The following is a 14,412-nucleotide window of genomic DNA, read 5'->3' as shown; positions in this document are numbered from 1 at the left end:
TTTATGCACTTTTCGGCCCTGTAGCTTAAGCCATCTTGGCTTTAAGGTCAGCCATCACTCTACGGCGCAAAACCCATGGCTTATACACTCCGACATCTCGCCGACCCGCAGGCCTTCGAGGCCAGTTTCAACCTTATGCGCGTGCTGCGGCCCCATGTCGCCGATCCGGCCAACTATGTGGCGCAACTGCTGCGCCAAACCGCGCAAGGCTACCGTTTACTGGCCGCGTGGGACGCTGGGCAGGTGGTCGGCCTGGCCGGTTATCGCGAGTTGGAAAACCTGCTCTACGGGCGCTTTATCTACGTCGATGATCTAGTGGTGCACCCAGACCTGCAGCGCAGCGGCCTAGGCGCACGGCTGCTGGACGCTGTTCGCGCAGAAGCCGTGCAGCGCGGTTGCGCCCATTTCGTGCTGGACACCGGGCTGCATATGCCGCTGGCCCAACGTTTCTACTTTCGCCAAGGGCTGCTGGCCCACGGCATGCACTTCACCCAGAGCCTTCAGACAGAGAATCACGCATGAATAGTGTTCTATTGATCAACGCCAGCCCCAATGGCCAGGTTTCCCACGCGAACCAATTGGCATTGGAGCTGGTGGATACCCTACGCCAGCACCACCCAAGGCTCGAACTGGTGGAGCGCGACCTGGGCACACACCCGCTGCCGCCGCTTGGCATGGACTACGCCCGTGGGCTGGCGACAACCACACCGTTCGACGCACCGGCATTCGAGGTTTCCGAAGCGCTGATCCGCGAGCTGGAGCGCTGCGATATCCTGCTCATTGCCACCCCGATGCATAACTTCACCCTGCCCGCTGCGCTCAAGCTGTGGATCGACTACGTGCTGCGCATCCATCGCACGTTCAGTTCAGGGCCCGAGGGCAAGACCGGCCTGCTGAGCGACCGCCCAGTGTATGTACTGGTCGGCTCCGGCGGTTTTCACCAGGGCGAGAAGGCACGGCAACCGGACTTTCTGACGCCCTATCTACGTCAGGTCCTGGGCACGCTTGGGTTGCTCGACCCGCACTTCACCTACCTCCAGGGCCTGGTGTTCGGTGAAGAGAGGGTTCAGGCCTCAGTCCAGGACAGCCGTGCGCGACTGGCCCTGGAGCCGCTGTTCAACTCGCTCGTCAAAGCACTCCGGGCACCACCAGGGTCAACCACGCAACACACGGCCCCACAAGGGCAATGACCGCGCTGTAGATCAACAGGCTGCGCAACACCTTTCACGCTCCTGCGGCGTGTATTGGCAACCACCGGTGCGCCATTGGTGGAGAACGCGACCGGTGCCAGCGACAGGCGCGCGCTGCGCAAACCACCGAAGACGACGAAGACCACCAGCACCACAATCGACAGAATTTCATTACTCATTGCTATCTGACTCCCCGCAGTCGGACGGTCCCGCAGGTACCGTCCTTGTTATTGTTTTTTCGGGATGTGGCGAGGGGGCTTGTCCCCCGCTGGGCTGCAACGCAGCCCCAAAACCAGCCACCTCGGTATATCTGGCAGACCGTGGTGAGGCGATTGGGGCGGCTTCGCCACCCAGCGCGGGGCAAGCCCGCTCGCCACGAAAAGCCAGCTGTTCACCCCCTGTGGCGAGGGGGCTTGTCCCCCGCTGGGCTGCAACGCAGCCCCAAAACCAGCCACCTCGGTGTATCTGGCAGACCGTGGTGAGGCGATTGGGGCGGCTTCGCCACCCAGCGCGGGGCAAGCCCGCTCGCCACGAAAAGCCAGCTGTTCACCCCCCTGTTCACGGGGGGGCATGGCGAAGCTCGCGCTGTGATTTGCCACGACCATGTCGCAACTCATCACCAGGCCCACTGCGCGCAGTTGGGTGTCGCGATCCTGCCGTGGGAGGGTGCTGGCATGACACGGTGGTCGAGAGCAACGCCGTACAAAAGGTCAAAGCCACCATTCTTGAGCTGTTCGAGGAATTCGGGCGCCAGCCGGGGTGGGCGGACGGGCAGTAACAAGAGGTCGGGGCTCGACGCGGGCGAATAAGCGCTACCATTGCCGCGCCTGGCCCACTGATCGGTTCAAATGAAGGAACAGAAGACATGATCGAAACCCGCCTGCTGCGCCAGTTCATTGCCGTGGCTGAAGAACTGCACTTCCATAAGGCGGCGATCCGCCTGCACATGGCTCAACCGCCGCTGAGCCAGGCCATCAACCGCCTGGAGGGCAAGCTGGGGTTCAGTCTGTTCAACCGCAGCAAACGCGGGGTAAAACTGACCCCGGCCGGTGACGCGTTCCTGCACGCCGCCTATAGCACCCTCAAGGAACTGGAACTGGGCATCGAACACGCTCGCCAGGTGTCCGAAGGGATCGCGGGCACGTTGACAGTGACTGCCGTATCGATCAGCTACTACGAGTCGCTGCTCAGTAGCCTGCGCCGATTTCGTGAACACTTCCCCAAGGTGCAATTGATCATCAAGGAGATGCCCTCCTCCAGCCAGGCCAAGGCGATTGTGGCGGGAGAAGCGGACATTGCCTTCATGCGCAAATTGCCGATTTCGGCGCAAAACGTCGAGTCGCGCCTATTGCTGGATGAAGAGATCGTGATGGCGCTGCCCGCCGATCACCCTAAGGCGGGTGCTGGTCAGATCGATTTGCGGCACTTCGCTGGCGAAGACTTCGTGTTCACCCCCCAAGCCCTGGGCACCGGCTATCACAGCCAGCTTATCGCCCTGTGTGAAGCCGCCGGCTTTTACCCCAGGGTGGTGCAGGAGGCCGCGCAGATCCATACCTTGATCGGTCTGGTGGCCTGTGGCTTCGGGGTCGCGTTGGTACCGGAGTCGATTGCCCAGTCAATCATGCGCGACAAGGTGGTGTTTCGACGGATCGGCCCAGTGAACGCGGCCCCCAACCCGGCAATCGGCCTGTATATGAGCTGGAACACCGACAACCCATCACCGTTGCTGGACAGTTTTATCGCCATGCTCGATTTCAATCCTGCCTCGGTGGCATCGACCAAGGGTTAGTCGTCGTCAAAGGTATCAGGCAGAGACTTTTATAGTATTTCCCAGCGCGTGACTGGCGCCCCATCATCACCTGAAGCCCACGCGCGCCCTCTTCCCGTCACTGAGTTCTTATGCCTGCCGTTATCTACATTTTTTCACTGTGTACCTTCACATTCGGCTTGTCCGAATTCGTCGTCGCCGGCCTGGTTTCGGCAATCTCCATCGACCTGCACGAGTCCATCTCGCAAGTGGGCTCGGCCATCGCGGCCTACGCCCTGGGTGCGGCCATCGGTGCCCCGGTCATCACCGCCATGCTGGCCACTTGGCGCGACAAAACCGTATTGCTCCTGACCGTGGCCGTGCTGGCCACCGGCAGCGTAGTCATCAGCCTGGCAGCAGATATCGTGACCCTGCATGGCGTACGCTTCGTTATCGGCCTGGCGCACGGTGTATTCATGGCCGTGGCCTCCAACGCCGCGATCAAGCTGGTTGACCCGCTACGGGCCGGGCGTGCGCTATCGCTGGTGTGGATTGGCCTGACCTTGTCGATCGCCTTTGGCGTGCCGATCGGTACCTTCTTCGGCAGCTACTGGTCATGGCGCACGGTATTCCTGGCGATTGGCGGCCTGGGCTTGATCAGCGCCCTGGGCCTGATACTGCTGATGCGCCAGCCACTCGCCGGCGCACTGCACAAAGAGCACGGCCTGAAACAAAGCCTCGCCGCCCTGCTGCAGCGCGAACTGATGATGGCTGCCAGCATCGCGATGCTGGTGAGCGTGGCGACGTTCTCATTTTTTACCTTTGTGTCGCCGTTCCTGCTGGATATCACCCGCGTCCAACCACAGATGCTGAGTTTTGCGATGCTGGTGTTCGGTGTCTGCTCCATCCTTGGCAACGTGCTGGGCGGTTACCTCGCGGATGCATTCGACGCCGACCGATGCCTGCTCGGCGGGTTGAGCGCATTGATGTTCAACCTCTTGGGTTTGTATGTGTGGGGCGACTCGATCATCGCCACCTTGACGCTGGTGGGGCTGTTGGGGGTGGTGTTCTTTGCCATTGTGACCCTGTCGACCCTGCGCTTGCTGCGCCTGGCACACCAGCATATCCCCCAATCCAGTGCAGTGGCTTCGGGGCTCAATATTGCCGCGTTCAACCTCGGCACTGCGCTGGGTGGCATCGGGGCAGGCTGGGTGATCAGCCAGTTCGGGCTTGCCTATATACCCATTGCGGGGGCCGGTGCGGCATTAGTAGCCATGGGCGTGCTTGGGCTGCAGATGAAGCCCAAAGCAGCCGTGGACGATTGAACAGTCCCTGCCACTCAACGGTTTTGTAGGCGCTGGCTTGCCAGCGAAAGACTCAGATACGCCGCGTGTCTTCAGGTTGCCCGCGTTATCGTTGACGATTTTCGCCGGCAAGCCGGCGCCTACAGGACGCTGCATTGATTGCATTGATGATGACTATCAAACCGACCGGCCTGTTTAATTGCCAACGCTGCTTCCTATAATCGCCTCCACATTCTCCCCCGGCCTGGCTTCAGGCTGCATTCCCCCCGGATTTCAACACCATGCCAAGCGCCAGCCCGGCCCCTCGCAGTCTTCCCGAACATAATCAACAGAGTGTCAAACAGCAGTGGCTGGCGATTCTCTCGGTGGCCGTGGGTGCCTTCGCCCTGGTGACCAGTGAGTTTCTGCCGGTGGGTGTGCTCAATGATGTCGCCAGTGACCTGGGCATCAGTGCCGGTCACGCCGGGTTGATGGTGACCCTGCCCGGCATCATGGCCGCCCTCGCCGCGCCCTTGCTGTCGGTGTGCATTGGCACCATGGACCGCCGCTATCTGTTGATCGGCCTGACGCTGATCATGATCATCGCCAACTCGGTGGTGGCTTTTGCCAGCGACTTTGGCCTGCTGCTGTTGGGCCGCGTGCTACTGGGCATCAGCATCGGCGGTTTCTGGGCCACGGCCATTGCCCTCAGCGGCCGGCTGGCGCCCAAGGGTGTGGGCGTCGCCCAGGCCACTTCGATCATCATGGTCGGCGTGACCCTCGCCACCGTGCTGGGCGTGCCCGTAGGCACCTGGCTTAGCGGCCTGATGGGCTGGCGCATGACCTTCCTGATCACTGCACTGATGGGCATCCCGGTACTCCTGGCGCAGATCTTCCTGCTGCCGCGACTCAACCCGGAGAAAGCCATCCGCATCAGCGACCTGCCCGCCTTGTTTATCAACCCCCAAGCGCGGGTCGGGTTGATCGCGGTATTGCTGATTGGCCTGGCGCACTTTGCCGCGTACACCTATGTCGCGCCGTTCTTCAAACACAGTGCCGGCTTCGACGGGCCGACAATCGGCTCGTTGCTCCTGCTGTTCGGCGTGGCTGGGGTGGCGGGGAATATTTTTGCCGGCTTTGCCGCCAACCGCAGCGTACGTCTCACCCTGTTGCTGGTGGCGCTGATGATCGGCACCAGCACCGCCCTGTTCCCCCACTTCGCCACCGGCATGACCGGCGCAGCCATGCTGATTGGGCTCTGGGGTTTTGCCTTCGGCGCCTTCCCGGCCTGCGCCAGTATCTGGATGTTTGTCGTGGCGCCCAAGGATGTCGAACGCGGCATGCCGCTCTTCGTCGCGCTGTTCCAGGTGATTATTGCCCTGGGCTCATTCTTCGGTGGGCGGATCGTCGATCAGTTGGGCAGCTCAGTGCTCCTGAGCCTCGCCACGGTGCTGGTGGGCTTTGGTTTTGTAACCGTGCTGGTGCTGGGGCGCAATGTCAGCAACAGCCTCGCGGCCCAGCCCTGCTAGTGACCTGAGTTATGAAGTGTGGCTCTCCCATCGGCAGGGGGAGCCTACTCGATTTTACGAGACAACCTGACTTTTGCTTTGCCGATGGGAAACTCTTGCGCTCCCGACCTCAATGCCAGGGAAACCCGGGTGTTTTGCGCGTCAACCTTCACCAGCAGGTCTATATCTTTTTGTTGGCCAAGCTTCTGGAAAACATCAAAGATTTCTTTTTCATCGAAAGAGTCAATCCAGACGCCATACCGACTGTTTCCATTGCGCCAATAGAAGCCGCAAAACTTAGGAATGGCCCTTTTTTCATAACGATTATCCAATAGAGCCTTGGCGAATATATTTTCCTGCTCACCGTTGTAGGCGCTGAATCCAAAATCCAGCCATTCGCCCTCCTGCAGGACAACCACAGGTCTCCAGCTATATTTTTCCCGGTAGACGCTATAAGTTTGCGGCGAAGGATAGCCTTGCGTTTGTATTTTTTGCCGGACTTGCGCACTGAACGTTTTATAGGATGGATCATTCAACATCCGGTCTGCATAGCCGTCTTTAAACATGTATTGGGCGTTGCTGTAGGCGCTTTCCTTGGTAATGGTTGTGGCCTGCGCCTGAAAGACTCCGACTTCCTTCTGGTTTCCCGCCCCGCTCAGCCAAAGGACCACCCGGCCCTGCGGTGCCAACCCGATGATAAAGGTGCTGTAGGTGTCTTTTTTATGGGTGTCCTGGTCGATAAAGCCTTCATCCAAGAGGCGCTTTATCTTCTCTTTGTCCAAAGCCCATTTACCGCTGTAAAACTTTCTCTCCACCAGTGAGTACCAGGTGAACTCCAGTTGATAGGGCACGCCCTTTTTTTCGATCCCGGTGGTCATCGTTCCACCCTGAGTACCCCACCCGGTATTTTGCGTGCCCCAGATCGCATCAAAACCGTAGGTAAAATCCTCAGCGATGATGGCGCCCAGGTAAACCTCCATAGGGTATTCCTGTGGTGCAGATACCGTTCCCGACCAGCTGTAAGTTTCAGCCACGTCTTTACTCTGGCAAGCCGTTAAGGAAAAACAGGACAAGACAGCAACAATCACTGTCATCAGGCTTTTTATTTTCACGCACCGCCACCTCGTCATTGCCCTACAGGAACTTCGCCACTCGCTGCACTTCCCTCTCCCGGAATCAATACCATGCTCTGGGGCGAAGACAATGTAATACCCATTTCCTGAAGGCGGGCAAGCAGGATAAACAGCAAGTCACTGCGGGTACCGGATACCGAGCGCGGGCTGTTGACGTAGCCGCTGACACCAATGACCAGGCCGTCCCTGGTCAGGTCCTTGAAGGTGACCGAAGGTGCGGGGGTAGCCAGAATCGCCTCATGCTCGGTAAACGACTGCATGAGCAGTTCGCGAACTTTCAACACATCGGTGTCCAGGGGCAATGTGAGGGTGATACTCACCACGCCGAGCGCGTTGCCCATGGTGACGTTGCGCACGTTCTGCGAGATGAACTGTGAGTTGGGCACGATCACCGTCGAGCGGTCGGACATCTGGATCTCGGTCGCCCTGACGTTGATTCGCCGAATATCGCCCTCGACCCCGCCCAGACTGACCCAATCGCCGACTTTCACCGGCCGTTCGGTCAGCAGGATCAGCCCGGAGATGAAGTTCTGCACAATGGCCTGCAGACCGAAGCCGATGCCCACCGACAAGGCACTGACGACCCAGGTCAGGCTGGTCAGGTTGATCCGCAGGGTCGACATCACCAACAGACTCAACAGCACAAAGCCCAGGTAGCCCACCAGGGTGACCAGGGACGCACGCATGCCGGCGTCCATGTTGGTTTCCGGCAGCAGTCGCTCGCTGAGCCAGCGCTTCAAGGTACGCACGGCGAACAAGCCAATGACAAACATCAGCAGCGCAACGAGGATGTCCTGGGGAACAATATGCAGGTTGCCCAGGGTCTTGCTGGACTCTCCCAACTGGCTGAAGCCCTGGAGCAACTCGCTGGGGCTGGATCCCGCCGGCAGGAAGGCCGCCATCACTGCGGTAAGCAGCAGCAACGTGCGGCCAACCCCGGCCAGCACCGTACAAGCCTGGGCCTGGTGCCGTGGCGACAGCCCCAATGCGTTGGCCAGTGCCAGGCCGCTGGGCTGTTTGGGCGACAGCAGGGTTTCACAAACGTCGCCGTAAAAGGCGATCAGCAAGTAGGCCGTCGCCGCCACGACGCTGACCCACAGCAGCTTGACGGTCAGGAAATAAGCCAGGGACAGATAGCCCGTGAACAACGCCAGGACAATCACCGCCACCCAGATCGACGCGACAAAAGGCAGCATACCGGCGAGCCCGCCAGGGCGCTCCAGCGCAAGTTTTTTGCGCACGTGGCGCACGCGCAGCAACGCGACGATGAAGATCAGCGCCGTGGTCAGCGCCGTCAGGCCATTGAGCGCCACGGTCAACGCCAGGCTGGCGCCGGTGACATTGTTGATCCGCTCCTCGGTAGCCACCAGCATCAACGCCACCGCCAGAATCGCCGGGAAAGGCCCAAGAGCACTGGCAATCTCATCGGCAATGGCCGGCAACCGCCAGGACGGTCGCGGCAGCATCAGCAAGGCGCGTCCAAGGCCTGCAATGAACGCACAGAACGTGGCCAGGGTGACCAGATGATCGGAAAGCCGGGCCAGGTTCTCGCTCAAGACGGCATTGCTTTCCAACCCCCAGCGCATCAACGAGACGGCACCCATGATCGTCAGGATCGACGATAACCCCACCGCCACCGCCAATGTGCTGCGCCGCAAACGCCCCTCGGGCAGCCAGCGGATCATCGCCCAGGTCAGCAGATGCTCAAGCAGTCGTCTGCCGAAACTCCAGATCAGCACCGCCGCCAACAGCGTGCTGAAGAACGCCCAGCGGCGCTCGGGGCTGACCGCACTCTTGAGGGCGACAATGCCTTCGGCCTTGAGATTGTCCAGGCGTTGCAGGTCTTCCGGGGTCGGGCGGATCAAGGTCGACCAGAACGTCGGGCTAAAGGGAGTATCGGTACGTGAAGTGACCTGGGAATTAAACAGGTTGCGCCGCAGGTTGACGATCTGCGCAGCGAGTTCGCGGCTCGTCTGGCTCAGTTGTTTGGCCTGCTGCTCATCATCAAGCAGGCGGTTCTTTTGGCGCGTCAGGGCATTGCGCTGGTCGGTGAGGCTCTGCGCCTCCCCAGGCTGGGCCGCGCCCAATACCTTGAGTTGATCGTCAAGGCGCTCCATCTCGGTGGCGCGCTCAGTGAGCAACATCGCGGCGCGTTGCTGGACCTGCAATGCGCCCTGTCGAAACTCCGCCAGCTTTTCGTCACTGGTACTGATAGGCACGCTCTGGCGAATCAGCTCAAGCTGCTGGCTGAGCTGCTTGAGGTCGGCGTCTTCGGGCAACAGCGGCAAACTGTCGACAACATCGACTGGCGCCGCAGTTGCAGCCGCATCTGCCCATCCCGGCAGGCTGATAGCCAAAACCATGGCCAGCAAGGCCTGGCAGATGACGCCCCTATACATTCGCCGCATCAATTCACCCTTTTGTGTCTTTTTCCATTGGCATTATGGACCGCCAGGGTAGAAAGGAAATTCCGCCCTGGCGGCAAAAGAGTAGAGGCGGCGTTTTCCTCTTAGTCAACCAGCGTGGCCTTGGGCGCCAATGCCCACGGCGCCATCAAGCGCTGCGGGGTCTGGCAGGTTTTGCGCTTGAACACAAAGTTGCGGCACTTCTCGGCGAACTGTTGGCGGTTTTCCACCATGTCCAAGCGCATCTGTGCCAGCTCGTTTTCGCGGCAGCGTTCAATCTGCCCGGGGCTCATGCTGGCTTTACGCGCGCGGTGCAACGCATACTTTTCATCGGTCAAGGCAGCGCTGGCCTGTTGCAGCAACCATGGGCCAAATGCCCGCGGGCAGCGTGGACCAATGTCCTGGATCATCCCCCACTGCCGGGCCTGGAAGGTGCTGATCGGCAGGCATTCTTCGACAAGTTTATGCGCCACTTCACTGCCGACCGCACGCGGCAGGCTGTAGGTCCAGTATTCAGAGCCATACAAGCCCATGGTTTTGTAATGCGGATTAAGTACCACGCCCGTCCGGGCGAACACGATGTCGGCCGCCAGCGCCAGCATCACCCCGCCGGCTCCGGCGCTGCCCGTCAGGCCACTGACCACCAGTTGCCGAGCCGTCAGCAGCTCCTGGCAGACATCGTCGATAGCCTGGATATTGGCCCAAGCCTCCAGCCCCGGCACCTGGGCTGCCTGAATCACGTTGAGGTGCACACCATTGGAAAAACTCCCGCGCCCTCCCCTGATCAGCAGCACCTGGGTGTCCCGGGCCTTGGCCCAGCGCAGCGCAGCGACCAGGCGCTGGCACTGCTCGGTGCTCATGGCGCCGTTATAGAACTCGAAGGTCAGCTCGCCAACGTGCCCGGACTCTTGATAACGAATCGGTTGATAAGCCATCTCGTCGAACCCTTGGTTGGCAATCGAGCCATCCAGCACCGGTACACCCGCCAGCTGCCCAGCCAGCACGTGACGGGCCGGCAACTTGAAGGTTTCATCTCCCGGCTGGGCCTTGCGCTTGAGCGAACCGATCCACAGGCTCTGATCGCCGGCCGCGACCAATACGGCGTCGTCCTGTACCGCGAGGATTTCTCCCGGCGTACCGCGGCGCGAATCCAGGTGCGCGTCATACAGGTAATACTGGCCGCCGGCGAGGCTCGCCAACACACCGGGCTGACCGTCGGCGGCGTCGATAGTGCGTTTGATGAATCGGGCGCAATCGTGCCAACTGAAGGTGCGATCAGCCTGCTTCATGTTCGGTTGCAAACGCCCAATGACGTCGGGTTGCGTGTAGTCGAGGGGTGTCGGTACGAAACCGCTGGCGAATTTCCCCACTACATCACGGATGCAATAGAGCGCAGCGTCACTCACCAGACCGTTGTACAGCTCGGATTTACGTACATCGGCAGGCATGTCGAATTCGCAGGTCGACCAGATCGGACCGGCGTCCATTTCCTCCACCGCTTGCAGGGCCGTAACGCCCCAGCGCCGGACCTGCTGGGTGATGGCCCAGTCCAATGCGCTGGCGCCGCGGTCGCCGACAATCCCCGGGTGGATGATCACCACCGGACGATCCGCATTGCTCCAGAGTTGCTGCGGTACGCGGTCCTTGAGAAACGGGCAGATCACCAGATCCGCCGCCGATTCCTCGATCTGCCGGCATACCGTGGCTTCATCGGTGAACAGCACCACGCTGGGCTCGTGCCCCGACTGGCGCAAATCCAGCCAGGCCCGTTGGGTCAACCCGTTGAACGCCGACGACAACAAAATGATCTTTAATGACTGCATGACTGACTCTTCCTTGAGAATGCATGGCCGCAGGCTCCTTGAGCCATCCTTGGCCTTTTATGGAAACGCAAGAGTAGAGGGTGTATCAGAGGGGGTAGATGATCGAGATCAATCTTGTGCCAGCCAGTGTGGCTCGTGTGTGCGGATTAAATTTGGTCAGCGGACGCTATCATTTAAGGAAAACAATTCAGGCGTCTCGAACAGGAAACTCCAAGCGAAAGCTAGTTCCTAGTTGACTGCTATCTACGGCCACACGACCACCATGCAGTTGCATGATTGAGCGAACGATTGCTAGCCCCAGGCCACCGGAATCGTCTGGCTGATTGCGTGAGGGGTCGCAACGGTAGAACCGATCAAACAGTCTAGGTAGATGTTGCGCTGAAATCGGCTGGCCTTGGTTGTGCACCGTGACTTCAATCCTGTCCTCCCACACCACACTACTAATAGTCACTGCTGTAGCAGGAGAGCCATAACGCAGCGCGTTGGCCAGCAAGTTAGCCAATGCTCTGCGGATCAAGGCAGGATCACCACGCAACTGATCATGGGCTTGATTGATCAGCGTGACATCACACTCTTGTGCCACACCTTCAAAATACTCACACAGTTGCTCTACAAGATCGTGCAGGTTGATGAGCTCATCACTTACAGATGCATGCGACTGCTCGGTACGCGCGAGAAACAGCATGCTTTCGATCATTCGCGCCAGACGCTCATACTCTTCCTGATTGGAAACCAGCAGGTTCTGATAGTCCTCGATTGAACGACCATGCCTCAGGGCTTGTTGGGTATGCCCCATCAGGTTGGTGAGCGGGGTCCGCATTTCATGGGCGAGATCCTCTGAGAATCGTGATAGCTGGGCGAACCCCTCTTCGAGGCGTGCAAGCATTTTATTAAGCGCCTGGCTGAGCGCTTGTAGTTCACTCAGTTCGTTGAACTCATCCAGGCGCAGATACAGATGGTGTACATCGATTGCGGCAGCGCGCTTAGCCAGCAAACGCACAGGTCTTAAGCCTCGCTGACTGACCCACCCGCCGAGCACAAAAGCCAACAGCGAACCAACTGACATCGCAAGCCAGAGCTTGAGTCGGTAAGCCCCCAGCATCTGCTCGCGCTCACTTAACAACTTGCCAGCAATCAGGGTCAGCCCGCGATCACCCTGCATGACATGCTGCCAGGCAAGCCGCACTGGTACTGAAGAGTGGTCATCACCGAGCTGAGCCTGGGCTGCAGCAGGTAACTTGGGCAAGCTCATGCTTACGGGGTTGATTTCGATCAGCACCTGGCCAGTGTCATCGACAATCCAAAGCAAGTTGTCGCGATTGCCCAGCATGTTTTCGTAAAGTTTGGGCCGGTTTCGTAGTTGCTCGATGCTGTCACTGTCATTGATCAGCGCCTGCATGCGCTCCAGGCGCCCGAGCAGGGCCTGGTCATCGCGCCACGCGATTTCTCGCTGTAACGACTGATAAAGATAAAAACCAATGGAGCCCAGCAGCAGCGCACTGACTAACGCGAACATGATCGCCAGGCGCAAGCTCAGGCCACGCGCAAACAGGTTCAGGATTGCACCTCAAGCATGTAGCCGATGCCACGCACTGTGTGTATCAACTTTAGTGGGTAAGGATCATCAACCTTGGCGCGCAGTCGTCGGATGGCGACATCGACCACATTGGTATCACTGTCAAAGTTCATCTGCCAGACCTGTGAGGCGATCAACGAGCGCGACAGCACCTCCCCTTCACGACTGACCAGCAGGTGCAATAGAGCAAACTCCTTGTTGGTTAAGGTCAGGCGCTGCCCCCCGCGCGTAACCTTACGTCGCAACAGATCCAGGCTCAGGTCGGCAACCAAGAACTGCTCGACCTCGCGGGGCGGTCCCCTGCGTAGCAGAGTACGAACGCGTGCCAACAACTCGGCATAGGAAAAAGGTTTGACCAGGTAATCATCTGCCCCTGATTCAAGCCCCTTGACCCGATCCTCCACAGAGTCCCTGGCGGTAAGAAAAAGCACCGGGGTTTGCCACTTGCGCCGAATAATCTGAAGCAATTGCCATCCGTCCAGGCCCGGTAGCATGACATCCAGAATGATCAGGTCGAACTCACTTTCCTGCGCCAGATACTGGCCCTCCAGGCCATCCAAGGCGACCTCAACCACGTAGCCCGATTCAGTCAGGGCTTTGTGGAGGTAGTCCGCTGTTTTCGCTTCATCTTCAACGACCAGGATACGCATCTCTTCCTCCAAAGCTGGAGCATAGGCTAGCGCGCCTCACCGTTTTTGGCACATTACATCTTGGTAATCATCGGGCAATCATTCTGACGCCATGCACTGCTCATCATGTCTGGCTATGACTCACCCAGACAAAACAAAAGGAAAAAGCATGCGTATAAGCCTATGGACTTCATTGCTGACGTCACTCGCAATGAGCTCTGCGCTCGCCGTCGCAGCCCCGGATCAAGTTGTGCCGCGCAACGATGTATCACTGGCAATGGCCAATGATTTGCTAAATGCCGCGCTGGCAGCGTGTCATGCCGATGGCCGTACAAGTGTTGCTGCAATTGTCGACCGTGGAGGCAATTTAGTCGCCCTGCAGCGCGACGATAACGTTGGCCCACACAACACATTAGCAGCCCAAAGTAAGGCCTATACCGCCCTATCGACCAAGACGCCAACACGACTACTGGCAGAGCGTGCTCGCAGTACACCCGATGCTGAAAACCTCAACACCCTGAATGAGCTACTGCTATTGGGCGGTGGAGTGCCGCTGTTGTTTGAAGGGCAAGTCATTGGCGCTATCGGAGTGGCCGGTGCCGGTGGGGCAACATTCGATGAAGGTTGCGCATTAGTCGCTATCGACAAAATTTTACCTGCCGTTAAAAACTAAGGACGTCACCATGAATGTAATAAAAACTTTTTTCGCGGGCGTTGTATTGAGCGTCGTATCGTCATGGGCATTGGCGGCAGGAAACCCGCTCAGCGTGCATGTACTCAACTTACAAGATGGTTTGCCGTCCCCTGGCGTCAATGTCACGCTGGAAAAACAGGACGGCAAGAGCTGGAACATGCTCAACAGCGCAACGACAAACGAGCAAGGCCGTATTCCCGGGCTGTACCCCGACGGCCAGGCCGTGGAGAAAGGCACCTACCGTGTCACCTTCAAAACCGGTGAGTGGTTCAAGGCTCACAAAATCTCGAGTTTCTTTCCAGAGGTGCCGGTTATTTTCGAGGTAGACGGGACCGTTGCGCACTACCACATCCCATTGCTGCTCAGCCCCTACGGTTTCTCGACCTACAGAGGGAATTGAGCTTCTACCGAACAGAGAGACAAG

At 59.0% G+C, this 14,412-nt stretch carries 12 protein-coding genes; 7 read left to right on the top strand and 5 right to left on the bottom strand.

Annotated elements, in window-relative coordinates; genetic code table 11:
* The first annotated feature begins 75 nt into the window (after positions 1-75).
* The 5 genes from HBO09_RS08900 (at position 76) to HBO09_RS08880 (ending at position 5,749) form a co-directional block, all read left to right on the top strand.
* Complete coding sequence (locus tag HBO09_RS08900) at positions 76-522, top strand: GNAT family N-acetyltransferase (RefSeq protein WP_169992957.1); 447 nt, start codon at positions 76-78, stop codon at positions 520-522.
* Complete coding sequence (locus HBO09_RS08895) at positions 519-1,190, top strand: NAD(P)H-dependent oxidoreductase (protein WP_169992959.1); 672 nt, start codon at positions 519-521, stop codon at positions 1,188-1,190. Before HBO09_RS08900 ends, HBO09_RS08895 begins: the two co-directional genes overlap by 4 nt.
* Before the next feature lie 865 nt (positions 1,191-2,055).
* Positions 2,056-2,979, top strand: a complete 924-nt coding sequence (locus tag HBO09_RS08890) for a LysR family transcriptional regulator (protein WP_169992961.1) — start codon at positions 2,056-2,058, stop codon at positions 2,977-2,979.
* Between the two features lie 110 nt (positions 2,980-3,089).
* Complete coding sequence (locus HBO09_RS08885; protein WP_169992963.1) at positions 3,090-4,262, top strand: MFS transporter; 1,173 nt, start codon at positions 3,090-3,092, stop codon at positions 4,260-4,262.
* Between the two features lie 260 nt (positions 4,263-4,522).
* Positions 4,523-5,749 carry an MFS transporter gene (locus tag HBO09_RS08880; protein WP_169992965.1) on the top strand — a complete coding sequence of 409 codons (1,227 nt, stop codon included), beginning with the start codon at positions 4,523-4,525 and terminating at the stop codon, positions 5,747-5,749.
* A 44-nt stretch (positions 5,750-5,793) separates the two neighbouring features.
* Here HBO09_RS08880 and HBO09_RS08875 read toward each other — a convergent pair whose 3' ends face one another.
* The 5 genes from HBO09_RS08875 to HBO09_RS08855 all read right to left on the bottom strand — a co-directional run bounded on the left by HBO09_RS08875 (position 5,794) and on the right by HBO09_RS08855 (position 13,315).
* Positions 5,794-6,840: a DUF2931 family protein gene (locus tag HBO09_RS08875; RefSeq protein WP_169992967.1), complete on the bottom strand. Its 1,047-nt coding sequence runs from the start codon at positions 6,838-6,840 to the stop codon at positions 5,794-5,796.
* Between the two features lie 14 nt (positions 6,841-6,854).
* A complete protein-coding gene (locus HBO09_RS08870) occupies positions 6,855-9,269 on the bottom strand; it encodes a DUF3772 domain-containing protein (RefSeq protein ID WP_169992969.1) in 2,415 nt (804 codons plus the stop codon).
* A 101-nt stretch (positions 9,270-9,370) separates the two neighbouring features.
* The gene (locus HBO09_RS08865) at positions 9,371-11,089 is read right to left on the bottom strand and encodes a hydrogenase maturation protein (RefSeq protein WP_169992971.1); all 1,719 of its coding nucleotides are present in this window, start codon (positions 11,087-11,089) and stop codon (positions 9,371-9,373) included.
* Between the two features lie 187 nt (positions 11,090-11,276).
* Complete coding sequence (locus tag HBO09_RS08860; protein ID WP_169993239.1) at positions 11,277-12,647, bottom strand: heavy metal sensor histidine kinase; 1,371 nt, start codon at positions 12,645-12,647, stop codon at positions 11,277-11,279.
* The gene (locus tag HBO09_RS08855) at positions 12,644-13,315 is read right to left on the bottom strand and encodes a heavy metal response regulator transcription factor (RefSeq protein ID WP_169992972.1); all 672 of its coding nucleotides are present in this window, start codon (positions 13,313-13,315) and stop codon (positions 12,644-12,646) included. The genes HBO09_RS08860 and HBO09_RS08855 overlap by 4 nt, the downstream gene beginning before the upstream one ends.
* 148 nt (positions 13,316-13,463) lie before the next feature.
* Between HBO09_RS08855 and HBO09_RS08850 the strand changes: the two genes are divergently transcribed.
* Together HBO09_RS08850 and uraH are read left to right on the top strand one after the other, a co-directional pair.
* Positions 13,464-13,967 carry a heme-binding protein gene (locus HBO09_RS08850; protein WP_169992973.1) on the top strand — a complete coding sequence of 168 codons (504 nt, stop codon included), beginning with the start codon at positions 13,464-13,466 and terminating at the stop codon, positions 13,965-13,967.
* Between the two features lie 10 nt (positions 13,968-13,977).
* The gene (gene uraH / locus HBO09_RS08845; protein WP_169992974.1) at positions 13,978-14,388 is read left to right on the top strand and encodes a hydroxyisourate hydrolase; all 411 of its coding nucleotides are present in this window, start codon (positions 13,978-13,980) and stop codon (positions 14,386-14,388) included.
* Positions 14,389-14,412: the final 24 nt, after the last annotated feature.

This window comes from Pseudomonas sp. WS 5027 (genome assembly GCF_012985695.1).
Lineage (GTDB): Bacteria > Pseudomonadota > Gammaproteobacteria > Pseudomonadales > Pseudomonadaceae > Aquipseudomonas > Aquipseudomonas hygromyciniae.
Note: the sequence above shows the minus strand (reverse complement) of the source record. Positions and strands in the feature narration are given on the sequence as shown.